18 protein-coding genes and 1 pseudogene are annotated in these 22,828 nt (G+C 70.7%); 6 read left to right on the top strand and 13 right to left on the bottom strand.

Annotated elements, in window-relative coordinates:
• Window positions 1-110 precede the first annotated feature (110 nt).
• Together clpP and FL311_RS13045 are read left to right on the top strand one after the other, a co-directional pair.
• Entirely contained in the window at window positions 111-719 is a 609-nt protein-coding gene (clpP, locus tag FL311_RS13050) for an ATP-dependent Clp endopeptidase proteolytic subunit ClpP (RefSeq protein WP_141325392.1), read from the top strand.
• A 179-nt stretch (window positions 720-898) separates the two neighbouring features.
• Window positions 899-1,321, top strand: coding sequence for a hypothetical protein (locus FL311_RS13045; RefSeq protein ID WP_141325391.1), 423 nt, complete (start codon window positions 899-901; stop codon window positions 1,319-1,321).
• Between the two features lies 1 nt (window position 1,322).
• On the opposite strand, the gene FL311_RS13040 is transcribed toward FL311_RS13045, so the two are convergent.
• From FL311_RS13040 to FL311_RS13030, 3 genes are all read right to left on the bottom strand, one after another.
• On the bottom strand, window positions 1,323-3,110 hold the full coding sequence (locus tag FL311_RS13040) for a bifunctional UDP-sugar hydrolase/5'-nucleotidase (RefSeq protein ID WP_141325389.1): 1,788 nt from the start codon (window positions 3,108-3,110) through the stop codon (window positions 1,323-1,325).
• Window positions 3,111-3,247: 137 nt separating this feature from the next.
• Window positions 3,248-5,218: a bifunctional UDP-sugar hydrolase/5'-nucleotidase gene (locus tag FL311_RS13035; RefSeq protein WP_141325388.1), complete on the bottom strand. Its 1,971-nt coding sequence runs from the start codon at window positions 5,216-5,218 to the stop codon at window positions 3,248-3,250.
• Between the two features lie 121 nt (window positions 5,219-5,339).
• A complete protein-coding gene (locus tag FL311_RS13030; RefSeq protein ID WP_141325386.1) occupies window positions 5,340-5,798 on the bottom strand; it encodes a DUF3293 domain-containing protein in 459 nt (152 codons plus the stop codon).
• Between the two features lie 256 nt (window positions 5,799-6,054).
• On the opposite strand from FL311_RS13030, the gene FL311_RS13025 reads away from it, so the two are divergent.
• The gene (locus FL311_RS13025) at window positions 6,055-6,684 is read left to right on the top strand and encodes a hypothetical protein (protein ID WP_141325384.1); all 630 of its coding nucleotides are present in this window, start codon (window positions 6,055-6,057) and stop codon (window positions 6,682-6,684) included.
• Window positions 6,685-6,688: 4 nt separating this feature from the next.
• Here the strand turns inward: FL311_RS13025 and FL311_RS13020 are convergent, their stop codons facing one another.
• From FL311_RS13020 to FL311_RS12990, 7 genes are all read right to left on the bottom strand, one after another.
• Window positions 6,689-7,204: an ester cyclase gene (locus FL311_RS13020; protein ID WP_141325382.1), complete on the bottom strand. Its 516-nt coding sequence runs from the start codon at window positions 7,202-7,204 to the stop codon at window positions 6,689-6,691.
• 68 nt (window positions 7,205-7,272) lie between these two features.
• On the bottom strand, window positions 7,273-8,160 hold the full coding sequence (locus tag FL311_RS13015; protein ID WP_141325380.1) for an aldo/keto reductase: 888 nt from the start codon (window positions 8,158-8,160) through the stop codon (window positions 7,273-7,275).
• Window positions 8,161-8,190: 30 nt separating this feature from the next.
• Window positions 8,191-9,795 (bottom strand): hypothetical protein, encoded by a 1,605-nt coding sequence (locus FL311_RS13010; RefSeq protein WP_141325378.1) that lies wholly within the window; start codon window positions 9,793-9,795, stop codon window positions 8,191-8,193.
• Between the two features lie 49 nt (window positions 9,796-9,844).
• Complete coding sequence (locus FL311_RS13005; RefSeq protein ID WP_141325376.1) at window positions 9,845-11,452, bottom strand: hypothetical protein; 1,608 nt, start codon at window positions 11,450-11,452, stop codon at window positions 9,845-9,847.
• A 175-nt stretch (window positions 11,453-11,627) separates the two neighbouring features.
• On the bottom strand, window positions 11,628-11,828 hold the full coding sequence (locus tag FL311_RS13000; RefSeq protein ID WP_141325375.1) for a hypothetical protein: 201 nt from the start codon (window positions 11,826-11,828) through the stop codon (window positions 11,628-11,630).
• A gap of 48 nt (window positions 11,829-11,876) precedes the next feature.
• The gene (locus FL311_RS12995; RefSeq protein WP_141325373.1) at window positions 11,877-12,080 is read right to left on the bottom strand and encodes a hypothetical protein; all 204 of its coding nucleotides are present in this window, start codon (window positions 12,078-12,080) and stop codon (window positions 11,877-11,879) included.
• A gap of 303 nt (window positions 12,081-12,383) precedes the next feature.
• Window positions 12,384-12,611 carry a hypothetical protein gene (locus tag FL311_RS12990; RefSeq protein WP_141325371.1) on the bottom strand — a complete coding sequence of 76 codons (228 nt, stop codon included), beginning with the start codon at window positions 12,609-12,611 and terminating at the stop codon, window positions 12,384-12,386.
• A gap of 389 nt (window positions 12,612-13,000) precedes the next feature.
• Here FL311_RS12990 and FL311_RS12985 point away from each other — a divergent pair, with 389 nt between their 5' ends.
• Both FL311_RS12985 and FL311_RS12980 read left to right on the top strand, forming a co-directional pair.
• Window positions 13,001-13,816, top strand: coding sequence for an HlyD family secretion protein (locus tag FL311_RS12985; protein ID WP_194869181.1), 816 nt, complete (start codon window positions 13,001-13,003; stop codon window positions 13,814-13,816).
• Window positions 13,817-16,036: a peptidase domain-containing ABC transporter gene (locus FL311_RS12980; RefSeq protein ID WP_141325368.1), complete on the top strand. Its 2,220-nt coding sequence runs from the start codon at window positions 13,817-13,819 to the stop codon at window positions 16,034-16,036.
• Window positions 16,037-16,039: 3 nt separating this feature from the next.
• Here FL311_RS12980 and FL311_RS12975 read toward each other — a convergent pair whose 3' ends face one another.
• Both FL311_RS12975 and FL311_RS12970 read right to left on the bottom strand, forming a co-directional pair.
• Complete coding sequence (locus tag FL311_RS12975; RefSeq protein WP_248542883.1) at window positions 16,040-18,448, bottom strand: ABC transporter permease; 2,409 nt, start codon at window positions 18,446-18,448, stop codon at window positions 16,040-16,042.
• Window positions 18,449-18,562: 114 nt separating this feature from the next.
• The gene (locus tag FL311_RS12970; RefSeq protein ID WP_141325366.1) at window positions 18,563-20,902 is read right to left on the bottom strand and encodes an acyl-CoA dehydrogenase; all 2,340 of its coding nucleotides are present in this window, start codon (window positions 20,900-20,902) and stop codon (window positions 18,563-18,565) included.
• Between the two features lie 143 nt (window positions 20,903-21,045).
• Here FL311_RS12970 and FL311_RS12965 point away from each other — a divergent pair, with 143 nt between their 5' ends.
• Window positions 21,046-22,326 carry a phosphatidylserine/phosphatidylglycerophosphate/cardiolipin synthase family protein gene (locus FL311_RS12965; RefSeq protein WP_141325364.1) on the top strand — a complete coding sequence of 427 codons (1,281 nt, stop codon included), beginning with the start codon at window positions 21,046-21,048 and terminating at the stop codon, window positions 22,324-22,326.
• A gap of 3 nt (window positions 22,327-22,329) precedes the next feature.
• Here FL311_RS12965 and nth read toward each other — a convergent pair.
• Window positions 22,330-22,736, bottom strand: a pseudogene (nth, locus tag FL311_RS12960) (endonuclease III); the annotation flags it as partial.
• Window positions 22,737-22,828 lie beyond the last annotated feature (92 nt).

Here is a 22,828-nt window from a genome sequence, read left to right as displayed (position 1 = left end):
CCCGCCGAGGGCCCACCGGGGGAGGGGACGGGGTGGAACCGTGGCCCAGCGCACGCTGCGGGAAGAAGGGGCGGGCGCGCGCGCGGCAGGACGATTAGGGTAGGGGAGCCATGAACGTCCCCTTCGTCATCGAGACCACGCACCGCGGCGAGCGGGCGTACGACCTGTACAGCCGGCTCCTCAAGGACCGCATCATCATGCTGGGCACGCCCGTCAACGATGACGTGGCCAACATCATCGTCGCCCAGCTGCTCTTCCTCGAGTCCGAGGACCCCGACAAGGGCATCAACCTCTACATCAACTCGCCCGGTGGCTCCGTCACCGCCGGCCTGGCCATCTACGACACCATGCAGTACGTGAAGTGTCCGGTGTCCACCATCTGCGTGGGACAGGCCGCCTCCATGGGCGCGCTGCTCCTGCTCGCCGGCGCCAAGGGCAAGCGCTACGCCCTGCCCAACAGCCGCATCATGATTCACCAGCCGCTCGGCGGCGCCCAGGGCCAGGCCACCGACATCGACATCCAGGCCAAGGAAATCCTCCGCCTGCGCAGCTACATCAACGGCCTCATCGTCAAGCACACCGGCCACACCATCGAGCGCATCGAGAAGGACACCGAGCGCGACTACTTCATGAGCGCCGAGGACGCGCGCCAGTACGGCCTCATCGACGAAGTGGTGGAGAAGCAGCGCCTCATCTCCCCGACGCCGTCGAACAAGTAATCCGTCCTCGCACCCCCGCTCCTCATGGCGGAGCGGGGGCGCCTGGAGCCTCGCGGGATTCCCGACGCCCCTGGAGGCGCAGGTTCCGCGCTGGCGCTTCGAGCAGGCGCAAGACTCGCGCGCCTCCGAAGTCGCTCTCCAGGGATGCGGGTGGCACGTCCCATGCTTAACTTGTGGACATGTCCAGGCTCAGCTCGCGCCCCCTCCCTCGACTCCTGCTGACCGCCGCCTTCCTGGCCGGAGCGGGCTGTGTCGGGCCCACCGGTCGGCCGCCCCAGCCTCCCAGCTCGGCCTCCGTGCAAGCGGAGCTGGGCGAGCGTGACGTCATCCAGGCCGGCGAGGAATACGCCCGCAACAACAGCCTGGTGCTCTCCGAGGCCGGCGAGGCCGTGGAGATACGCCCCAACTACTGGCGCATCCGCTTCGGCCTCAAGGACCAGCCGGGCCGCGGCATCGAGCTGGAGTTCGACGAGGTGGCCCGGCGCGTGACGCGCACCCAGGAGATTGAAATCCTCCCGGGCTCCACCGTGTCGCCCGACAACGTGCCCGGACGGGGCGCGGATGTCCCGGCCGGGGGGCAGGGGCGCGGTCCCGTCCCCTGACTCAGGGCAGCGCGGTGATGCGGTCCAGGGCGGGCGCCGCCAGGGGGCTCGACTGGGAGCTGTGCGCTTTCAGGTAGGCCTCCAGCGCGTCACTGTCGATGGCGCCGCCCAGGCGGTTCGTCCCTTGCGTGAGCACCGCGAAGCCATCCCCGCCGCCCGCGAGGAAGTTGTTCACCGTCACGCGGTAGGTCGCCGCTGCCTCCAGCGGCTCGCCGTCGAGGCGGATGGACGCCGGGTCGACGCGGATGCCGATGGGCGCCGACGCGCTGAACGCGTACGTGAACCCCGCCGAGGGGTGGAGGATGCGGGTGACGACGTTGGGGCCCACCTGCTGCCACTGTCGCTCCAGCAGCTCCTCGATTTGCGCGCCCGTCAGCGTCAGGGTGACCAGGCTGTTGCCGAAGGGCTGCGTGGTGAAGGCCTCGCCGAAGGTGACCTCGCCCTGGGCGAGGTCCGCGCGCACGCCGCCCGGGTTCATGAAGGCCACGCGCGCTCCGCCCAGGTTCGCCGCCCGCGTCGCCGCGAGCTGCGAGTCCGCGATGACGAAGCCCAGCGTGGACTGCCCCGCCGGGTCCGCCTGGGTGATGGGTGTCTTGAGCGTCTCGGCCACCCAGCCGATGACCCGGTTGGCCAGGGACGTGGCGAGCTGCTGGTAGCGCGTCACCAGCTCCTTCACCGGCCCGTCCTCCGTCACGTCGCGCGTGATGATGAGGTTGTTCGCCTTCGCCTCCACCACGTCACCGGTCGCCTTGCTCAAGGTCAGGTCGATGTCGGTGACGAGCCGCCCCGCCGACGCGGCGCTCGTGACGACCTTGCCGTCGATGACGCAGTTGTAGGCCTGGTGCGTGTGGCCGGTGACGATGACGTCCACCGCGTCGTCGAGTCCCTTCGCGATGGCCACGATGGGCCCGGAGATTCCGCCGTCCTCGCCCTTGCCCCGGCACTCGTTGATGAGCGAGCCCGGCGCGGGCACGCCGCCCTCGTGCACCACGACGACGATGGCCTCCACGCCCTGCTGGCGCAGCTGGGGCACCAGCGCGTTCACCGTCTCCACCTCGTCCTGGAAGACGAGGCCCGCGACCCCCGTCGGCGTGACGATTTGCGGCGTGCCCTCCAGCGTCATGCCGATGAAGGCCACCTTCACGCCGTCGAACTCGCGCACGTCGTAGCGGGGGAACAGCGTGCGGTCCACGTCCGTGGCCACGTTGGCCGCGAGGAACTTGAACTTCGCGCCCGCGAAGGCGTCCCCGTCCAGGCAGCCATCCACCGGGTGGCAGCCGCCGGACTGCATGCGCAGCAGCTCCGTGCTGCCCTCGTCGAACTCGTGGTTGCCCACCGCGACCAGGTCCAGGCCGATGAGGTTCATCGCCTCGATGGTGGGCTCGTCATGGAAGAGCCCCGACAGCAGCGGGGAGGCGCCGATGAGGTCTCCCGCCGCCACCACCACCGTGTTGGGATTGGTGGCCCGCAGGGCCGCGATGTGCCGGGCGAAGTACGACGCGCCGCCCGCGCTCACGCGCACCGGACCACCGTCGGCGTCCACGCCCGTCTGAATCTGTCCGTTGCCGCCCCCGGGCGGCTCGAGCTGCCCGTGGAAGTCGTTGAACGCGAGGACCTGCACGCTCACCGTCTCGGAGCCCGCGTCCGCCGTGGGCCCCTGGGCGGGACGCTGGGCGCGAGACGCGCCTTGGCAGCCGGCGTGGGCGAACAGGAGCACGCCGGTGAGGAAGGCTCCGGCGAGGAGGAAGACGCCGGGGAGCGCGCCCAGGCGCGGGGTGGACCGTGACATGAGGAGGGGGCTCCCGAGGGTCAGGACAGGGGCGGGAACCTACTCCGCCCGGCGCACCCTGGCGCGTCTTCGTGGAGGCCGCTCGAGGCCCGTGACGCGCGGGGGACAGGGACACGGCCCCGTCCCCCGGAGCGACGCTACGGCAGCCGGGTGACGCGATTGAGCGCCGGGGCGGGGAGCGGGTTCGCCGCGCTGCTGCGCGCCTTCAGGTAGGTCTCCAGCGCGTCGACGTCCATGGCGCCAGTCAGCCGGTTCGTCCCCTGGGTGAACACCGAGAAGCCATCACTCCCACTCGCGATGTAGTTGTTCGCGGTGACGCGGTAGTTCGCCGCCGGGTCCACCGTCACGCCGTTGATGCGGATGGACGCCGGGTCGACGCGGCTCCCGACGGGCGCCGACGCGCTGAACGAATAGGTGAAGCCCGCCGACGGAAGCAGCATGAGGGTGGCTCCCGACGGCCGCCACTGTTGCTCCAACACGCCATCGATTTGCGCGCCCGTCAGCGTCATGGTGACCAGGCTGTTGCCGAACGGCTGCGCGGTGAAGGCCTCGCCGTAGGTGACCTCGCCCTGGGCGATGTCCGCGCGCACGCCGCCCGGGTTCATGAAGGCCACGTGCGCCCCACCCAGGTTCGCGGGCTTCGTCGCCTCCAGCTGCGAGTCCGCGATGACGAGGCCCAGGGTGGACTGGCCCAGGGAGTCCGACTGGTTCCTGAGCGTCTGCGCCACCCAGCCGATGACCCGGTTGGCCAGGGGCGTGGCGAGCTCCTGGTACTTCGTCACCAGCTCCTTCACCGGCCCGTCCTCCGTCACGTCGCGCGTGACGATGAGGTTGTTCGCCTTCGCCGTCACGACGTCGCCCGTCGCCTTGCTCAACGTCAGGTCGATGTCCGTGACGAGCTGCCCCATCGACGAGGCGCTCGTGACGACCTTGCCATCGATGACGCAGTTGTAGGCCTGGTGCGTGTGGCCGCTGACGACGACATCCACCGCGTCGTTGAGACCCTTGACCAGGCCCACGATGGCACCTGAGATGAGGCCGTCCGCACCCGCGCCCTTGCAATCGTTCACCAGGGAGCCCGGGGTCGCGACTCCGCCCTGGTGCACCACCACGATGATGGCTTCGATGCCCTGCTGCCGCAGCTGGGGCACCAGCGCGTTCACCGTCTGCACCTCGTCCTTGAAGGTGAGCCCCTCCACGCCCGAGGCAATGACACTTCCCGGCGTTTCCTCCAACGTCATGCCGATGAAGGCGACCTTCACGCCCTCGAACTCGCGGATGTCGTAGCGGGGGAACAGCGTGCGGTCCACGCCCGTGGCCACGTTGGCCGCGAGGAACTTGAACTTCGCGCCCGCGAAGCCATCCCCGTCCAGGCAGCCATCCACCGGGTGGCAGCCGCCCGCCTGCATGCGCAGCAGCTCCGTGCTGCCCTCGTCGAACTCGTGGTTGCCCACCGCGACCAGGTCCAGGCCGATGAGGTTCATCGCCTCGATGGTGGGCTCGTCGTGGAAGAGCCCCGACAGCAGCGGGGAGGCGCCGATGAGGTCTCCCGCCGCCACCACCACCGTGTTGGGATTGGTGGCCCGCAGGGCCGCGATGTGCCGGGCGAAGTACGTCACGCCGCCCGCGCTCACCCGCACCGGTCCACCGTCGGGGGCCACGCCCGCCAGAACCTGGCCCGAGGGTGGCTCGAGCTGCCCGTGGAAGTCATTGAAGGCGAGAATCTGCATGCTCACCGTGGTGGGGCCTGAGTCCGGCGTCCCCGCGTCGGGCCTCCCCGCGTCGGGCGTCCCAGCGTCGGGTCTCCCCGCGTCGGGCGTTCCCGAGTCGGGAGCCCCCGCGTCGGGCGTCCCCGCGTCCGTGCCCGCATCCGGGGGCGGCTGCTGGGTGGGGTGCTGCACGCAGCGCTGGTCCTCGCAGGCCCACTCCTTGCCCTCGTCCGGTGCGCCGTTGTCGTAGCGGCAGTCGGTGGCGTTCCGGCAATCGCGCTCATCACCTCCGCAGCCGCCGTGGACGAAGAGGAGCATGCCGGTGAGGAACGCTCCGGCGAGCAGGAAGGGGCTGGGGCGCGCTCCCAGAAGGGACGAGCGCGGTGTGGCTTGAGGCATCGATGGAACTCCAACGCACGGGGGCAAGGAAACCTACCCCGGTTCGTGGATGGATGGCTCGACTTCACGGCGGAACGGTGGAACCCGTGTAGCGACACGGGGTTGCTGCTGTTGCCCTGCTTCAAGGAACGGGCGGCGGTGCTTCGCAGCCGCACAGCAGCAGCTCCGCGGGGCCTCCGGTGCGCCCCACCAGGATGGCCACCTGGCCATGGGCGCGACCGAAGCGCTCCGCCTCCGAGCGAGGCAGTCCCGGGACGAAGAGGCTCTGCTCGGACCAGCTCCCGTCCTCGGCCTCGCCAATGGCGGGGGCGATGACGAAGCCGCCAGCGATCAGCTGGGAAATCAGCCGTTCCTGGGCTCGCTGGTTCTCGTCCTTGCCGCGCGGCCGTGAGCCCGGGTTCCACGCGGTGAGGAACGCCCACTCGCGGTGGCCTCGCGCGCTCAGCTCCGCGTCGAGCGCGGGGTGGAGCCGACCGACTCGCAGCACCTGCTCCACGCCTCCGGTGGAGGCATGCGGACGGATGACGTAGCGCGTGGCCCGATATGCCCCCAACAGCCGCTCCTGGTCGAGCTGTCTCATTCCCGCATTCTCGCGTCGGCGCCGCCTCCGTGTCAGCCCCCCGGGCCTCATCAACGTGAGCCGCGGTGTGTCACATGTCTTCCCCGACACGTGTCTTGAATCACGCAGTGGGCGGAGCGCTCCTGGGGACGCGCGCCGCGAGGGCGGGGGCCAGGTCCGGTCGGGGCGACGCTCCGGGAGCGCGGGCGGCCCGGTCCGCCTTCCGCTAACGTGCGGTGCGTCAGACGCGTGGAGCGCTCCGACGGGAGGCACGAAGATGGATTCGCTGGATGCTCGGTTGGAGCGACTGGAGCGCCGCTGCCGGCGGCTGCAGGGACTGACCTTCTCGGCGCTCGCGGTGGCGGGGCTCGGGCTGGGCGTGGCCGCGCTGAAGCCCGCGCCGACGCTGGGCGGCGGAGAGCTGGTGGCCTCGCGTCTGGTGCTCAACGATGCGCACGGACAGCGGCGCGCGTCGCTCGGACTGGATGACGCCGGCACCACGGGGCTGGTGCTGCATGACGAGGCGGGACGCCCGCGCGCGCTCCTCGGCGTGGCCCAGGACGGCTCGCCCCGGCTGCGCTTCTCCACCGCGGAGGGCGAGTCCCTCGCCGAGCTCACCGTCTACTCGGACGAGGCGCCGCGCCTCACCCTGTCCAAGCCAGGGGGCGTGGACCTGTTCGCGGTGGGCCTCCAGGTGGACGGCTCCTCGCGCCTGGAGCTGGCGGACGCGGACGGCCGACCCCGCGCGATTCTCGGCGCGGACGAGCACGGCTCCCCGGGCCTGCTGCTGGTGGACCGTCGGGGCCAGCCGCGCGTGGAGCTGCGCGTGAGCCCCTCCGAGGGCGCCAGCCTCCGCGTCGAGGGCCGTGACGGCGAGGTCTTCCAGGCGCCCGCCGTCCTTCAGTGATGCGTCACTCCGGCTGGGGCGGGACGACGCGGTATCCGCGCTGGAGCAGGGGCGTGAGTCGGTCGGAGATGTCCCACGACTCCACCACCTTGCCGTCGCGCATCCGGTACAGCGAGTGCCCGTTGAGCGCGAGCGGTCGGGGCTTGCCCGCGTCGTCCAGGTTCAGCGGGTCCGTGCCGGCGGCCTTCCAGTGCACCAGCACCAGGTCCTGGTCCGCCACCACGTGGAGGATGTCGAAGCGCAGGTCCGGGAACGTCTGGAAGGTGGCCTCGGCCTGCTGGAGCACCACGGCCGGGCCCACCACGTCCTTGGGCGCGCCCTGCGAGTGGTCCACGTAGTCCTCGGCGAACAGCTCCGGGACGCGGTCCAGCTTGCGCAGGTTGTAGAGCTCCTCGGTGAGCAGCCGGGCCCGTTGACGGTTCTGCTCCTCCTGCTGTGCGGCGCGCTCCACCGGAGACAGGGACGCACACGCGGACAACATTCCAAGAACGCAGAGCCACAGCGTCGTGGTGGTTTTCATGGCCCGGGAAGCTGGGCAGCCTCCCCGGGCCCGTCAGCCCCCCAGGGCCCGCGAGTGTTCAGCGGGTGTCACAGCTCCCGGCGGCGATGTGGCGCGGCGCGGTCGAGGTCCCGCACCTCCTCGGGGGTGAGCTTCAGCTCCGCGGAGGCCAGCGAGTCCTCGAGCGTGGCGCGTCGGCGGGCGCCCGGGATGGGGACCACGCAGGAGGCCTTGGCCATCATCCAGGCGAGGACCAGCTGGGGGACCGACACCCCGCGCGCCCGGGCCAGCTCCTGGATGCGGGGAATGGCGCCGAGCTCGGCGATGCGGCGCGGTCCTCCCAGCGGGCTCCAGGGGAAGAACGCCAGGCCCTCGCTCTCGCAGCAGGCCAGCACGCCCGTGAACTCCGAGCCGCGCTGCCAGGGGTTGTACTCGTTCTGCACCGAGACGATGGGCACCAGCCGGCGGGCCCGCTGGAGCTGCTCGAGCGAGACGTTCGACAGGCCGATGTGGCGCACCAGCCCGGCGTCCTGGGCCTCGCGCGCCACGGCGAGGCACGACTCCAGGCTGTAGCGCGGGTCCACCGTGTGCAACTGCCACAGCTCGATGGGCCGCTTGCCTCCGAGCGCCTCGAAGCTCTCGCGCAGGGTCCTGCGCAGGTGGTCCGGCTCGCAGAGGACCACCCAGTCGCCGCCCGGACGCACCATGCCGCCCTTGGTGGCGACGATGACGCCCGACGTGTCGCCCGGATACGTCGAGAGCGCCTCGTGGAGGAGCCGCTCGTTGTGGTGGGCGTCGGAGTCATCCCGGCAATAGGAGTCCGCGGTGTCGAAGAGGGTGACGCCCAGCTCCAGGGCCCGGTGGAGCAGGGCGATGGCGTCCTCGCGGGAGGGACGGCCCTCCAGCGAGAGGTGCAGCGCCCCGAACCCCAGGGCGCTCATGGACAGGTTCGTGACTGCGAAGCGACGCGTCCGCATGCGGCTGGCGGCCCTCCCGGGGCGGGTGCTTCAGAGGAAGGTGTTCGGGTTGAGGTGCTTGATGATCATGTTCAGCCGCTGCCCCGACGTCACCACCATGTCCCGGACGAGCGCGTCCGCGGTGGTCTGCTGGTAGGTGGTCCAGGAGGCCTTGCGCAGGGCCTGGGAGATGTTCATCCGCGTGCGCTTGAAGCGCTCGGCCATCACCTCCCGCCCGCTCGGGGCGGCGTCGATGTCCGAGGCGGGGACCTCGAGCCGGGCGGGCACCTCGACGCCGAGCACGCCCAGGGCGTCGCGCGCCGTGCGGACCTCGGCGTCGACGAGGTGCTCGACGATCTTGGGCACGTGCGTGAGCTCCGGCACGGCCAGCGCCCCGCCAAGCTCCCGCGACAGGTCCTCGTCGCTGGCGCGTGTCAGCCGCGCCGCGATGTCCTGGGCCTCGCGGTCATAGAGGTCGAGCAGCAGGTGCACGTAGGAGCCGGGCGGGGGCGGCGCCGGGTCGAAGAGCTTCAGCGTCTGGTTGAGCCAGCCCAGGAACCGCTGTCCGGCCAGCCCCAGCTCGTCCTCGGCCCCTTGCAGCTTCTCGCCCAGGTACGTGGCGCGGTCGAAGGCCTGGCGGATGGAGAGCGGGACATCCACCTGGATGGGGCCGTAGCGCTCCTGCAGGCGCTCCAGGTTCAGGTGGACGCGGCTGAAGAACAGCGCGAGCGCGGTGTAGACGTGCGTCACGCTGATGGAGCGGTTGACCTCCCAGCGGTCGGGCCCCGTCGTGCGGGCGCGGTGCCAGGGCGGGATGATGACGGGGGACTCGGAGGCCTTGTAGCCGCGCCGGAGCATCGAGTGCGTGTGCTCCAAATCCAGGAACTTCTGGTGCAGCGACTCGTGGAGCAGGTACTCGGCGGCGATCCACGGGTTTCGCAAGAGGTGCGGCGCCAGGAAGATGGTCCCCAGCACGTGGGGATTCGTCACGGACGTGAAGATTCCAGACTCGCCCGGCGGCTGCGGCACGTTCGAGTAGATGTCCGAAATCACCACGAGGTGGGTATGGGTCAGCGCGCTCCGGGACAGCTCGGGGAGCAGCTCCTCCAGAAGCTGGGTGCCCAGCCGGAGGTTCTCCAGCTGCTTCGCGTCGGGCGTCAGCGTGGTGATGCGCGGCAGGTGCTCGCGGTACATCTTCTTGAAGCGCCGCCCGAAGACGTCTTCCTGGCGCTCCTCCATCCAGACCCAGCCGTGGTGGGGCTTGTCGCCCAGCCGCTCCAGCCGCGCGCTCGCCAGGGAGAGCGGCGAGGCGCCCGTGCGGCGCGTCAGGTGGTCCGCGCTCACGCGCAGGACCTCCAGGCAGTCCTCGACGTCGTGCTGGGGCATGTGGAGCGTGAAGTGGCCCAGCAGCGTGTGGACCGCGTCACGCACCACCGGGTCTCCGATGATGCGGTAGGCCGTCAGCCCGTCGGACTGCTTCAGCGCGTCGAGGAAGGCCCGGGCCTCCGGCACCGTCGGGGCGAGCATGCCCAGCCGCTGCTCGTAGCGCTCGCGGGTGCGCGCGTCGATGTAGTCCCCATCGCCGAAGGGGCGCATCAGGGCCAGGGACTGCTCCACCTTCTCCAGACTGTTCGGGTCCAATGCCGTTGTGGTCATGTGCATGCCTCGTTGCGTCTTGGGGGTGCGACCCTCGTGTGGAAGGACTTCAGGAATGCGCGCGCTCCGCGAGGGGCTGGCTTCGCGTCAGGGCGTGGAGCTCCAGGCTGGAGGACTCCACCATCCGACGCACCAGCTCGCTCAGGGGCTGATGGGTGCCGGGCTCGCGGGAGTCCCGGAAGCTTGTGGCCGGGACGCTCCGCAGCAGCTGTGAGACGGCCTGGCGCGTGCCCTGGAAGGCGCGGGTGAGCTCCTGCTCGCTGGCCTGGACCAGCCGCTTCAGGGACTCCTCGGTGGGCGCATCGGGGCCCTGGGGGCGCCACCCGGAGTCCCCCAGGCTGGCGGCGAGCTGGCGGGCCGTGTCCAGCTCCTGGGCCAGCAGGGCCGCCAGTCGCTCACGCCGGGCGCGCTCCCAGTCCGGCGCCGCGACCTCCGAGGCGGCGCCCAGCCGGAACCCCGTGCTCTCTCGCGTGTACAGGTCGAGCAGCAGGTGCACGCCGTTGTCCTCGGGCTCCGGGCCCGCGCCCAGCTGCTCGAGTATCTCCAACAGCCAGGCCACCATGCGCTGGCCCGCGACGCGCAGCTCGCCCTCGCCGGTGCGCCGCACCGCGAGGCCCAGGTAGCGGGCCCGCTCGAACGCCTCGTGCTTCAGCAGGGACGGGTCGTAGCCCCACAGGGGGCCGTACCTCGCCTCGAGCTCCGGGAGGCGGCGCTCGAGCAGCTCGAAGTAGAGCGCCAGGTGGACATAGACATGCATCGCCGCGATGGAGCGGCACACCGGCCACTCGTTCGTGTTGTCCGGCAGGGGGCGGTTCCAGAGCGCGCGAACCCGGACGGACTGCTCCGCCTGGTAGTCCTTGCGGAAGACGGCGTGCGAGTGCTGGAAGTCATACCACTTGAGGTGGAGCGCCTCGTGGAGCAGGTGCTCGGCGGCCTTGTATGGGTTTCCGAGGACACCCATGGCGAGGAAGACGGTCCCCGGGATGATGCGGGTGGTGAAGGAGCCGTAGGGGAACGCGCGCTCCCTGTTCTGCCATTGCGTCCGGTCGAGGACGTCCGTCACGGCGATGAGGTGGGTGTGGTCGAGCGCGCTCCGGGTGACGCGCGGCAACAGCTCCTCCAGGATGCTCACCGCGGAGGAGAGGGTGGCGGTCGCGTTGGCGTGGGGCGTGCGCAGCGCGGAGGAGGAGCCCTCGCGCTCGAAGAGGTCGCGGAACCCCTGGCCCCAGGCGTCCTCCTCGCGCTCGTCACACCAGACCCAGCCGTGGTGGAGCTCCGTGCCGATGCGGTGCACCTGGCGCGCGCCGAGGGAGAGCGGTGAGGCGGGGGCGGGCTCGCCCAACAGTCGCGTGGCCTGCTCGAGGAGGTGCAGGGGGCGCGCCAGGGAGGACGGGGTCTGTCCGAGCTGCAGCTCCCCGAGCGTGTCATTGAGCGTGGCGCGGAACACGGGGTCCCCCACGACGCGGAAGCGGGCTTCGGGCGTGGCCTGCTTCATGGCCGTGGCCAGCGGGGCCGTCTGGGGCAGCCGCTCGGCGAGCAGCTCCGCCCGCCGCTGATAGCGGGTCCAGGTGCAGTCGTCGATGTAGCGCCAATCCCCGAACGGGACGTTGCTGGCCAGCGCGCCCTCGATGGACGCGAGCTTCTCCGAGTCATCCATACCCATTCGTCACGTCCGTGAAGTCTGGCGCCGCGCCTGGGTGCGCGGACGGATTGGAGGGGCCGTGCGCGGACGCGGGAGTCCGCAACGGCCTGCTTGCGGACTCCCGCGCGGTCGGCTCAGTGGCTCATCGCCACGTCCGACCTCCGCGATATGTCACGTGTCGGGGCAGACGCTACGGGGCGTTGCGCCCCTGCCCCAGGTTCTCGTTCGCGCTGTACGTGCTGCCGCAGGCAACGTAGGTGCTGCCGCACGTGCCAACGCCCACGCTGGAGACCAGGCCGCCGATGACGGCATCCAGGTCATCCGGCGACAGCTGGGACTCCTGAACCCACGACTCCGTCACCTGCTCACTGCTGATGATGTCCTTCATCATGCACCTCGTGTGCTTTGGGTTGGGGGTGTCGAGAGGAAGCGGAGCTGCTCAGCCCTTGGTGCCGGTGCCGGTGCCGGGCTGCTCCGGCGCCGTGTACGTGCTGCCGCACGACACGTAGGTGCCACCGCACGTGCCAACGGCATCCCGGGAAGCCAGGCCGCCGATGACCACGTCGAGGTCGTCGGGCGACAGCTGGGACTCCTGGATCCACGACTCCGTCACCTGCCCACTGCTGACAATGGTGTCCTTCATGATGCACCTCTTGTGCTTGGGTTTGGGTGCTGCGGTGCATGCCGGGGCTCCGACGCGGGTCGAGACCTGACTCGGAAGACGAGTCAGGTCAGGCAGGTTGGAGATTTTGGCAGGCGCAAGCATTAATCCATTCTTTTGGGGTGCAAGGCAATGGGGGGGGTGTATTGTTTTAGGACTGTCCAGGGTTGAAGACAGTCAAAAGGCGTGGGAGCCGGCAATGGGTATTCGCGGACTCCCACGAGGTCAGCTCAAGGGCTCATCGCCACGGCGGACCACCGCGAGATGGCGCGGGGCGGTTGGGGCCTACGCGGAGCCGGGGCCGGTCGGCACGGGCTGCGTCGGCGTGGGCTGCTGCGGCTGCTCCGGCGCGGTGTACGTGCTGCCGCAGGAGATGTACGTGCTGCCGCAGGTGCCGACGCCCACGCTGGAGACCAGACCGCCGATGACGGCGTCCAGGTCGTCCGGGGACAGCTGAGACTCCTGAACCCAGTTGTCGGTCGACTGCTCGGTGCTGACGATGGTGTCCTTCATGATGCTCCTCTTGCTCTTGGGTTGGGTGCCGCGGTGCGCGCCGATGGGTGATGCCTGTGTTCACGGCGAGCGTGTCGATTATCCACCGCGGGAGAATCCCGGCAATGGGTCATTGTGTGGCTGTCTTGTGTCGTTTGGCTGGATAATTCCGTGGCGGGCAGGGTGGATGGTGAGTGATTGGAGTGCGGGTGGACCCGCGCGTCCAGGTTGACCGAGGGATTGTACTTAGCTGCGACGCGGCATGAATCAGGTGAGTCAGACATGTCTCGGGAAGAAATGTCTGGATGACGCGGGCAGTCTGGCTTCGCCCTCATGTCTCGACTGCGTCTATGATGGCTCGCGTGTCGGGAGCGCCCAGGGCGCGGCCCGTTCGGGGACAGGAGCTCGCCGTGCAGCGCAAGGCATCCATCTTCAGACGCGAGGCGATGGAGCACCACCGGGAGGGGCCGAAGGGGCGCGGCGACGTGCTGCGCATCGCGCCGACGTGGGTCCACCGGGCGTACTGGGTCCTGATGGCGGCGCTCGTGTCGCTCCTGGCGTTCGGCGTGCTGGGCCGCGTGGACGAGTTTGCCTCCGGGCCCGCGCTGGTCCGGGTGACGGAGCTGACGCCGCTGGTGAGCCCGGCGGCGGGCGTGGTGGCGCACGTGCGCGTCCAGCCCGGCCAGAAGGTCCAGGCGGGCCAGGCCCTGGTGGGCCTGGTGCACGCGCCGGCCTCACCCGCGCAGGTGGTGTCCCAGCGGGAGCTGACCGCGCCCTTCGAGGGCGTGGTGAGGGACGTGGACGCGCGGCCGGGGCAGCGGCTGGAGCCGGGACAGCGGCTGCTCTCCCTGACGGCGCGCGAGGCGCCGATGACGCTCAACGTCTTCCTGCCGGGCAGGTTCCAGCCGCTCCTGCGGCCGGGGATGGCGCTGCGCGCCGAGCTCGAGGGTTTCGAGCGCTCCTATCAGGACCTGGTCATCGCCTCCGTGGGAGACCAGCTCATCGCCCCGGGCGAGCTCAAGCGCTACCTGGGCTCGGAGCTGGAGGGACGCGGGGGGACGGCGGAGGCGGTGGTCCTGGTGACGGCGCGCCTGCCGGGGCCCACCTTCCAGAGCCAGGGACTGTCCTTCGGCTATGTCGACGGGATGCCCGCGCGCGCGCAGGTCCGCGTGCGCTCCGAGCGTCTCTTCATGCAACTGCTGCCCGGCTTGAGAGGACGGTTGTAGATGGCGACGGAGAAGAAGCCAGGGCTCCTGGAGCGCTTTCCCGCCTTCCGGCGCGTCCGCTCGGGCCGCTTGCACCGACGCATCCCGGAGGTGCGCCAGATGACCGTGGCCGACTGCGGCGCGGCGTGTCTGGCCATGGTGCTGGGCTACCACGGGCGGACGATGAGCCTGGAGGAGGTCCGCACGGCGACGGGCGTGGCGCGCGACGGCACCAGCGCCCGGGCCATCCTCGACTCGGCGCGCCGGCTGGGGCTGCGCGGCCGCGGCGTCTCCATCGACCTGGACCGGCTGCCCTACCTGCCGCCGGGCACCATCCTGCACTGGCGCTTCTCGCACTACGTCGTGCTGGAGCGACAGGTGCCCGGCGGCGTGGCCATCGTCGACCCGGAGCAGGGCCGCCGGGTGGTGACGATGGAGCAGTTCAGCCAGTGCTTCACCGGCGTGGCGCTGCTGCTCGAGCCCGCCGACGACTTCACCCCTGGCTCGACGCGGCGCGGGACGTGGCGCTACCTCTGGCCGATGCTGCGCGAGTCGGGGACGCTCAGCCGCATCGTCGTGCTGTCGGGCGCGCTGCAGCTCTTCGCCCTGGGGCTGCCCCTGTTGACGGGGATGGTGGTGGACCGGGTGGTGCCCCGGGCGGACTACGGGCTGCTGGGGGTGCTCGCGGCGCTGATGGGCACGCTGCTGCTGTTCCAGTTCCTCGCGTCCCTGGTTCGCTCCCAGCTCCTGCTGGAGCTCCACTCGCGCATCGACTCGGCCGTGACGCTCGGGTTCCTCGAGCACCTGGTCAGCCTGGCCTATCCCTTCTTCCAGCTGCGCCCGGTGGGCGACCTGGTGATGCGGCTCAACATCCAGACGCGGGTGCGCGACATCCTCTCCAGCGCCGCCGTGTCGGGCCTGCTGGATGGCTCGCTGGTCCTGCTCAACCTGGGCGTGCTGCTGGTGGCGGACGTCCGGCTGGGCGTGCTGGTCGTCGGTCTGGGCACGGCGCAGCTGGTGGTGCTGCTGGCGGGGCGGCGCTGGCTCAAGAGCCTGATGTCGCGCTACCTGGAGCTGGATGCGAAGAACCAGGACTACCAGATTGGGATGCTGTCGGGGATGCAGACGCTCAAGGCGTTCGGCGTCGAGCAGGACGCCGTGCAGCACTACTCCAGCTTCTACGTGGACCTGCTCAACGTCGCGCTGGAGCGGGGGCGGCTGAGCGCCTGGCTGGACTCGTTGAACGCCTCGTTGCGGATGGCGTCACCGCTGGTCGTGCTCTGTGTCGGCGCCTACCAGGTGATGGAGGGCCACCTGTCCCTGGGCGGGATGCTGAGCCTGAGCGCGTTGTCGGCCACGCTGCTGGCGTCGCTCTCGGCGCTCGTCGCCACGGGGGGACAGCTGCAGTACCTGGGCAGCTACCTGGAGCGCATCAACGACGTGATGGACACCCCGCCCGAGCGGGACCGGCAGAGCCTGGGCGCGAGCCGGAAGCTCGACGGGAACATCGAGCTGAAGGCGGTGTCCTTCCGCTACCACCCCACGTCCCCGCTGGTGGTGCGGGACGTCTCGCTGCGCATCGACAAGGGGCAGCTCGTCGCCATCGTCGGGCGCTCCGGCTCCGGCAAGAGCACCCTGGCCAACCTCATGCTGGGGCTCTACCTGCCCACCGAGGGGCAGGTCGCCTACGACGACGTGGACCTGGCGCGGCTGGACCTGCATGACGTCCGGCGGCAGATGGGCATCGTGCTCCAGGACCTGTCGCTGCTGGGGAGCACCCTGCGGGACATCATCGCGGTGGGCAACCCGGAGGTGTCCCTGGAGCGCGTCACGGAGGCCGCGCGCCTGGCGCAGATCCACGACGACATCATGGCCATGCCCATGCAGTACGACACCCCGGTGGCGGACCGGGGGCAGTCCTTGTCGGGCGGGCAGCGGCAGCGCCTGGCGCTGGCCCGGGCCCTGGTGCGTCAGCCCTCGGTGCTCTTGCTCGACGAGGCGACGAGCGCGCTGGACGCGGTGACGGAGCAGCAGGTCCAGCAGGCCATCGCCACGCTGGACTGCACGCGCATCGTCATCGCCCACCGGCTGAGCACGGTGCGCCGCGCGGACGTCATCTTCGTGATGGACGAGGGGCGCGTGGTGGAGCGAGGGACCCACGAGGAGCTGCTCGCGGGGCACGGCGTCTACGAGCAGCTCGTCCGCGCCCAGATGGAGCGCCCCCAGGCCCTGGCCGGTTGAGGGCTACTCGTTGCGCAGCGCGACCACGGGGTCCAGGCGGGTGGCGCGCCAGGCGGGCACGAGGCTCGCCAGCAGCGCCACCAGCCCGAGCGTGGTGGCCACCGCGACGTAGGTGAGGACGTCGGTACGCTCGACGCCGAAGAGCATGTTGCGCAAGAGCTGGCTCGCCACGAAGGCCAGCACGGTGCCGAGCAGCAGCCCGATGCCCGCCAGCCGCAGGTACTGGCGCACCACGAGCCGGACGACGTCGAGCCGCCCGGCGCCGAGCGCCATGCGGATGCCGAACTCGCGCGTGCGGTGGCTCACCGAGTGCGCGACGACGCCGTAGATGCCGAGCGTCGCGAGCGCCAGGGCCAGCAGGGAGAAGCTGGCGACGAGCACCATGTAGAAGCGCGGCTGGGCCACGGACTGGGCCAGGACACTGTCCATGGTGCGCACGTTGGCGACCGGCAGGTCCTTGTCGAGCGCCTGGACCTCGCGGCGCACCAGGGCCGCCAGCGCCAGCGGCTCCGAGTCGGTGAGCACGGTGAGCTTCATGGCGTTGGCGCGCGCCTGGGCGAACGGGACATACACCTCCGTGGTGGGCCGGTGCTTGATGCCCCCGTGGAGGACGTTGCCCACCACGCCCACGATTTCCCCGCCGAAGCGCCCGTTGCCGAAGTCCACGCCCAGCTCCACCCGGCGCCCGAGCGGGTCCTCCCCGGGCCACAGCCTGCGCGCGGCCTCCTCGTTGATGAGTACCGCGCGCGTGCCCTCGACGGCGCCGTCCTGGCTCGTCAGCGCGCGGCCCCGGTGCACGGGGATGCGCAGCGTCTCCAGGTAGCCCTCGGTGACCAGGCGCACGTTGACGATGGCCTCCTGGCCCGGCACGGGCGGCGGGCGGGCCAGGTCCTGCAGGGGCGACGCCATGGCGCTCCCCGTCAAGGGCAGGTGGATGGCCAGCCCCGCGTGCTGGACGCCGGGCAGGTGGCGCACCCGCTCCAAGAGGGTGTCGTAGAAGGACTGCACCGCCGGGCTCCCCCAGGGATAACGGCTCTCCGGCAGCGCCAGGTCCAGGGTGAGGACACGGTCCGTCTTGAAGCCCGGGTCCACCTGCTGGAGCTTCAAGAAGCTCTTGAGGAGCAGGCCCGCGCTCACCAGCAGCACCACCGCCAGCGCCGTCTCGGCGACGACCAGGCCCGCGCGCGCGTGGCGTCCCCGGAGGCTCCCCCCCGCGCCCGCGCCGCTCTCGCGCAGCGCCCGGTCCAGGCCGACGTTGGAGCCCTGCAGGGCCGGAATCAGGCCGAAGAGCAGCGCGACCAGCAGCGCGAGCGCGGTGGTGAACAAGAGCACCGGCCCGTCGATGGCGACCTGCTCCAGCCGCGGGATGTCCCCCGGGCCCATGCCGACGAGCAGGTCCAGGCCCCACCGGGCCAGCATCACTCCCGCAGCGGCGCCGACGAGCGCCAGCACGACGCTCTCCGTGAGCAGCTGCCGGATGATGCGACCCCGGCCGGCGCCCAGGGCCAGCCGCACGGAAATCTCACCCTCGCGGCTGACGCCGCGCGCCAGCAGCAGGTTGGCCAGGTTGGCGCACGTGATGAGCAGCACCATGCCCACCGCGCCAATCAGGACCAGGAGCGCGGGCTGGACCTGGCCGACCAGCTCCTCTCGCAAGGGGATGAGGCGCAGGCCCAGGTCGGTGTTGGACTTGGGGTGCTGCTGCTCGAGCTCGCGGGCGATGGCGCTCACGTCCTGGCTGGCCTGCGCCAGCGTCATGCCGGGCTTGAGCCGTCCATAGACATTCAGCCAGTGGGAGCCGCGGTTCTCCGGGTTGAGGAGGTCCCCCTCCCAGGTGACGGGGACCCAGAGCTGCGCCTTGTTGGGGAAGTCGAACTCGCGGCGCGCCACGCCGACGACGGTGTGGGGCGTGCCCTCCAGGGTGATGGTGCGACCGACGACCTGGGGGTCCCCCGAGAAGCGCCGCTGCCAGAGGGTGTGGCCCAGCACCACCACCTGGCTCTTGCCGGGCTGGTCCTCGTCGGGGAGGAGGCCCCGGCCGAGCAGGGGCTGCACGCCCAGGACGCGGAAGAAGTCCGCGGTGATGCGCGCGCCCAGCAGTCGCTCGGGCTCGCCCTCGGGGCCCGTCAGGCTGATGTCCGTGGAGCTGACGGCGGCGAGACCCGAGAAGGAGTGGTTCTGGGATTGGATGTCGCGGAAGTCGAGCGCGGAGGAGGGCAGCGTGCCGCCCCGCCTGGGCGTGTGCTGCACATGGACGAGCTGGTCGATGTCCGCCATGGCGAACGGGCGCAGCAGCACCGCGTTCACCACGCTGAAGATGGCGGTGTTGGCGCCCAGGCCGAGCGCCAATGTCAGCACACAGATGAGGGTGAAGGCCGGGTTCTGGATGAGCTTGCGAATGGCCTGACGCACATCTTGGCGAGTCGTGTCCAATGCCTTCTCCAGTCCTGGGATGCGGTCATGCTCGACCCGCGCGAGGCCGAGCATCACCGCAATGCCACACGTCCCGGACCGTGAAGTCAAACGTCAGGCGGACAAATGCCCCAGGCCGATGGGCGCCGCGATGCACGTGTCCGGAATGCCGAAGGCATCCACCAGCGCCACCGCGTCCGGCCGCAGCTCCGTGCACAGCTTCACGACCTCCTTGCGGATGGCCAGCGCCTTGGCGCCCTCCATCAGGCTGTTCTCCTGGAACCAGCCGCTCGCGGCCTCCAGGCAGGACAGGCCGTAGAGGTCGCACAGCCGCCCGAGCACCACCTTGAGGCCCGGGTCCTGGACCGCGTTCACCCCGTGGATGAACTGCTCGAGCACCACGCGCTCGATGTGCGCGTGCGCCAGGGCGACCAGGTGCGCCTGGACCTGGTTGAAGGCGGCGAAGGCCTCCACGCCCGCCGTCAGCCGCTTGCGGATGCGCCGCGCCACCGAGGCGAGCAGGTCCTCCTCGCGGTAGCGCAGGAAGCGCAGCTGGAAGTCGTCGTCGCGCAGGTGCTCGCTGCCCGTGCGCCGCGCGGCGATGGGGTTCTTGTCCGCCATGGCCGTGGCCTTGTCCGCGATGAGCTTGAGCACCGCGTACACCCGGTCGTCCTCGAAGCGCTGGCGGTAGTCCGTCAGCAGGCTCTTGGCGACCAGCTGCATCAGCACCGTGTTGTCGCCCTCGAACGTGGTGAAGATGTCCGTGTCGTCCTTCAGTGCCGACAGCCGGTTGGCCTCCAGGTAGCCCTGGCCGCCGCACGCCTCGCGCGCCTCCTGGAGCACCGCCGTGCAGTTCCAGGACGCATACGCCTTGAGGCCCGCCGCCAGCGCCTCCACCTCCATGGAGTCCTCCTCGGTGCGCTTCACGTAGCGCTCCACCAGGTGCTCCAGCGCGAAGTCGAGCGCGTACGTCTTCGCCAGCGGCTTGAGCAGCCGCAGCTGGTGCGTCTGGTGGTCGAGCAGCCGCACCTCGGGCGCGCCCGGCGGGCCGAACTGCCGGCGCAGGTCCCCGTAGCGCACCGCGATGGTCAGCCCGCTCTTGGCCGCGCTCAGGGACGCGCACGCCACGCTCACCCGGCCCGCCACCAGCGTGCCCAGCATGGTGAAGAACCTGCGCCCGTCGCTGGAGATGGAGCTGGTGTACTCGCCCTCGGCACTGACCTGTCCGAAGCGGTCCAGCAGGTTCTCCCGGGGCACGCGCACGTGGTCGAACCAGATGCGGCCGTTGTCCACGCCGTTGAGCCCCATCTTCCGGCCGCAGTCCTCGATGCGCACGCCGGGCAGCACCTGGCCGCGCTCGTCGCGCAGCGGCACCAGCAGCGCGTGCACGCCCAGCCCCTTGCCGCCGACCTCCAGCTGCGCGAACACCGTGGCGATGCGCCCGTGGCGCGCGGCGTTGCCGATCCACTCCTTGCGCGCGCCCTCGGACGGGGTGTGCACGATGAAGTCGCCGGCCTCCGGGTCGTAGCGCGCCACCGTCTCCACGTCGCGCACGTTGGAGCCGTGGCCCAGCTCGCTCATGGCGAAGCAGCCGGGCAACTCCAGCGTGGCGACCTTGGGCAGGTACTCGCGGTGGTGCCGCCCGGTGCCGAGGAAGAGGATGCTCGCGCCGAACAGGCCGAAGTGCACGCCCGCCTTCACCACGAGGCTCAGGTCGAAGAGGGCGAGCGTCTCGAACGAGGCGATGAAGGCGCCCAGGTCCGCGCCGGCCTCGTCGCCCTCCGGGAACGCGATGCGGCCCAGGCCCTGGTCGGCCAGCTGCTTGAGCCAGGCGAAGACCTGCTCGCGCTGCTTGTCCGTGTCCAGCGTGCGTTGGTAGCGGAAGGTCGGGTCCTCCAGCCACTTGCGCACCTGGGCGCGGACCTCCGGGTACTTGCGGTCCAGCACCGCGCGCAGCGCCTCGGGGGCGAAGGAGGTGGGCTCGGTGGGGCCGATGCGGCGCGGCTCGTGCGCGGCGGAGGGCACCAGGGCGCGGACGGCCTCGCGTCCGGAGACGCCCAGCACGGCCTCCAGCGAGGCCAAGGCGCCCACCAGCTCCGGCATGCTCGAGGGCAGCTCCCTCGAGTCCGCGACGAGCTCCGTGAGCTTCGCGCCCAGCTCGGAGAGGCTCTCCTGGGGGCTGAGCTTCAGGCGCTCGGCGGCGGCGCGGATGTGCTCGCGCACCAGGGCCAGCTCGTTGGAGCTGGGCGGCATCAGCGGATCCAACCAGCGGGCGAGCACGGTGTTGGAGCGCAGGTCCAACCACGGCTGGGCGCGCGCGGCGGTGCCCAGCATCCGAATCTCCGCGGGCGTCAGCTCACCGTCCGTCCAGGCCACGTACAGCATGGGGACCAGGGGGGCCAGGCGGGGCAGCGACAGCAGCTCCTTCGCGGTTGGACGAATCTCTTCCACCATCGGTCGGCTCTCCAGCAAGCGAGGCAAGAGGCCCAGTGTGGCCAGCCCGGTGCCGGGCGGCAATGGGAGAGAGCACCTGCCTGTCGGGCAGGCGGCCAGGCCCTGCATGCCGGGGCCGGAAAGTGTCCCTAGCTTGCCACGTCATGGACGAGCCCCAGGACCTCTCGGAGATGGAGATTCTTCCCCAGCCCGGCGCCCACGGCTTCGATGCGGGGAGCGAGCGCGGCAAGCACGAGATGAAGGGGCCCTTCGAGCTGCCTCCTGGGCCTCAGGGCTTCTCGTTCTCTCTTTATCAGTCCACCGGCGCGGCGCTCATGACGGGCCACCGTCTGGAGCTCCTGGACAACGGCGCGGTGTTCGACCGCATGGTGGAGGACATCCGCGCGGCGCGGGAGAGCGTCCACATCCTGGTCTACATCTGGCGGCCCTGCGACGTGTCGGACCGCATCATCGACGCGCTGGTGGACCGCGCCCACGCGGGCGTGGCGTGCCGCGTGGTGGTGGACCCGGTGGGCAGCGAGGAGCTGCGCGGGGACAAGGACTTCGACCAGAAGGTGGAGAAGGTGCTCTCGGCCGCGGGCGTGGAGGTGCACTACTACCGGCTGCTCGCGGGCAAGGTGATGGGGCGGCTGCTGGGGCGCTCGCACCAGAAGCTGGTCATCATCGACGGACGCATCGCGTACACGGGTGGCTTCGGCTTCTGGAAGGTGTGGGAGGGAGACGGGCTGTCGCCGGAGGAGTGGCGCGACACCAGCGTGCGGGTCGAGGGGCCGTCCGCGCGCGACATGCAGCTGTCCTTCTCGCGCTACTGGCAGGAGTCGGGCGGTGGGCTGCTGCCACCGGACACCTTCCCGGAGCCGATGCTGGTGGGGGACGCCGAGGCGTGCTTCGTGGAGAGCGCGGGCAAGCTGGGCATCACCGACGCGGAGCGGATGGTGCGCATGGTCATCGCCGCCGCGCGCGAGCGCCTGTGGATCGCCAACGCGTACTTCTCACCGCCCAACGAAATCCTGGAGCAGCTGGAGGAGAAGTGTCGCCAGGGCGTGGAGATTCGCGTGCTGGGGCCGGGGCCCGTCCACGACGTGAAGGTCATCCGCGCCTCACAGCGCTCCACGTACGAGCGACTGCTGGAGGCGGGCGTGCGCATCTACGAGTACCAGCCGTCGATGATGCACGCGAAGACGATGATCGTGGACGACTGGCTCGCGGTGGTGGGCTCGACGAACCTGGACTCGCTGTCGCTCAACAAGCTGGGCGAGGGCTCGCTCATCATCCACGACCAGGAGTTCGTCCGGAAGATGGAGCGCTGCTGGGCGAAGGACCTGCGCGTGTCCAAGGAGATCTCCCTGGAGAACGGCGGGCGCACCAACCCGTGGCGGCGACTGGCTCGCCGGGCCACGCAGCTGGTGGGGCACGACCGGTAATCGTCAGCGAGGGTTCGTCACGCCGACCTGTCGGCAGGCGCTGAGCACCGGGCACGTGGAGCACCTGGGGCGCGAGCCCGTGCACACGTGCTTGCCGAAGGGCACCAGCAGGCGGTTGAGCTCCACCCAGTACCTGCGCGGGAGCTGGGTCTCGAGCGCGGCCATGGTGGCCTCGGGCGTGGTGGCCTTCACGTAGCCCCAGCGGTTCGTCACGCGGTGCACGTGGATGTCCACGCTGATGGCCTCGTGCCCGCAGGCGATGCCGAGCGCCAGGTGCGCGCACTTGGGGCCCACGCCCTTTTGAAGGACTGGAGGACCCGGGCATCGCGGGGCAGGGCGCCCGCGAACTCGTCCCGCGTGCGCACGGCGATGGCGTGGAGTTGATGGGCCTTGGCTTCGTGGAAGGTGACCGCCATCCAGTCCCCCTCCTTGTCCGGGAAGATGGGGACAGGGAGGAGCACTGACCCGAAGGGGCTCAGGGGACGGTGGCAGGGCAGGGGGG

The sequence above is a fragment of the Myxococcus sp. AB025B genome (assembly GCF_006518215.1).
GTDB classification, from domain to species: Bacteria; Myxococcota; Myxococcia; order Myxococcales; family Myxococcaceae; genus Myxococcus; species Myxococcus fulvus.
This window is presented reverse-complemented; position numbering and strand designations above follow the sequence as displayed.

What these genes read in the sequence shown, in the direction of transcription:
- clpP (WP_141325392.1), top strand. Translation starts at nt 111, where the DNA reads ATGAACGTCCCCTTCGTCATCGAGACCACGCACCGCGGCGAGCGGGCG.
- FL311_RS13045 (WP_141325391.1), top strand. Translation starts at nt 899, where the DNA reads ATGTCCAGGCTCAGCTCGCGCCCCCTCCCTCGACTCCTGCTGACCGCC.
- FL311_RS13040 (WP_141325389.1), bottom strand. Translation starts at nt 3,110, where the DNA reads ATGTCACGGTCCACCCCGCGCCTGGGCGCGCTCCCCGGCGTCTTCCTC.
- FL311_RS13035 (WP_141325388.1), bottom strand. Translation starts at nt 5,218, where the DNA reads ATGCCTCAAGCCACACCGCGCTCGTCCCTTCTGGGAGCGCGCCCCAGC.
- FL311_RS13030 (WP_141325386.1), bottom strand. Translation starts at nt 5,798, where the DNA reads ATGAGACAGCTCGACCAGGAGCGGCTGTTGGGGGCATATCGGGCCACG.
- FL311_RS13025 (WP_141325384.1), top strand. Translation starts at nt 6,055, where the DNA reads ATGGATTCGCTGGATGCTCGGTTGGAGCGACTGGAGCGCCGCTGCCGG.
- FL311_RS13020 (WP_141325382.1), bottom strand. Translation starts at nt 7,204, where the DNA reads ATGAAAACCACCACGACGCTGTGGCTCTGCGTTCTTGGAATGTTGTCC.
- FL311_RS13015 (WP_141325380.1), bottom strand. Translation starts at nt 8,160, where the DNA reads ATGCGGACGCGTCGCTTCGCAGTCACGAACCTGTCCATGAGCGCCCTG.
- FL311_RS13010 (WP_141325378.1), bottom strand. Translation starts at nt 9,795, where the DNA reads ATGACCACAACGGCATTGGACCCGAACAGTCTGGAGAAGGTGGAGCAG.
- FL311_RS13005 (WP_141325376.1), bottom strand. Translation starts at nt 11,452, where the DNA reads ATGGATGACTCGGAGAAGCTCGCGTCCATCGAGGGCGCGCTGGCCAGC.
- FL311_RS13000 (WP_141325375.1), bottom strand. Translation starts at nt 11,828, where the DNA reads ATGATGAAGGACATCATCAGCAGTGAGCAGGTGACGGAGTCGTGGGTT.
- FL311_RS12995 (WP_141325373.1), bottom strand. Translation starts at nt 12,080, where the DNA reads ATGAAGGACACCATTGTCAGCAGTGGGCAGGTGACGGAGTCGTGGATC.
- FL311_RS12990 (WP_141325371.1), bottom strand. Translation starts at nt 12,611, where the DNA reads ATGAAGGACACCATCGTCAGCACCGAGCAGTCGACCGACAACTGGGTT.
- FL311_RS12980 (WP_141325368.1), top strand. Translation starts at nt 13,817, where the DNA reads ATGGCGACGGAGAAGAAGCCAGGGCTCCTGGAGCGCTTTCCCGCCTTC.
- FL311_RS12970 (WP_141325366.1), bottom strand. Translation starts at nt 20,902, where the DNA reads ATGGTGGAAGAGATTCGTCCAACCGCGAAGGAGCTGCTGTCGCTGCCC.
- FL311_RS12965 (WP_141325364.1), top strand. Translation starts at nt 21,046, where the DNA reads ATGGACGAGCCCCAGGACCTCTCGGAGATGGAGATTCTTCCCCAGCCC.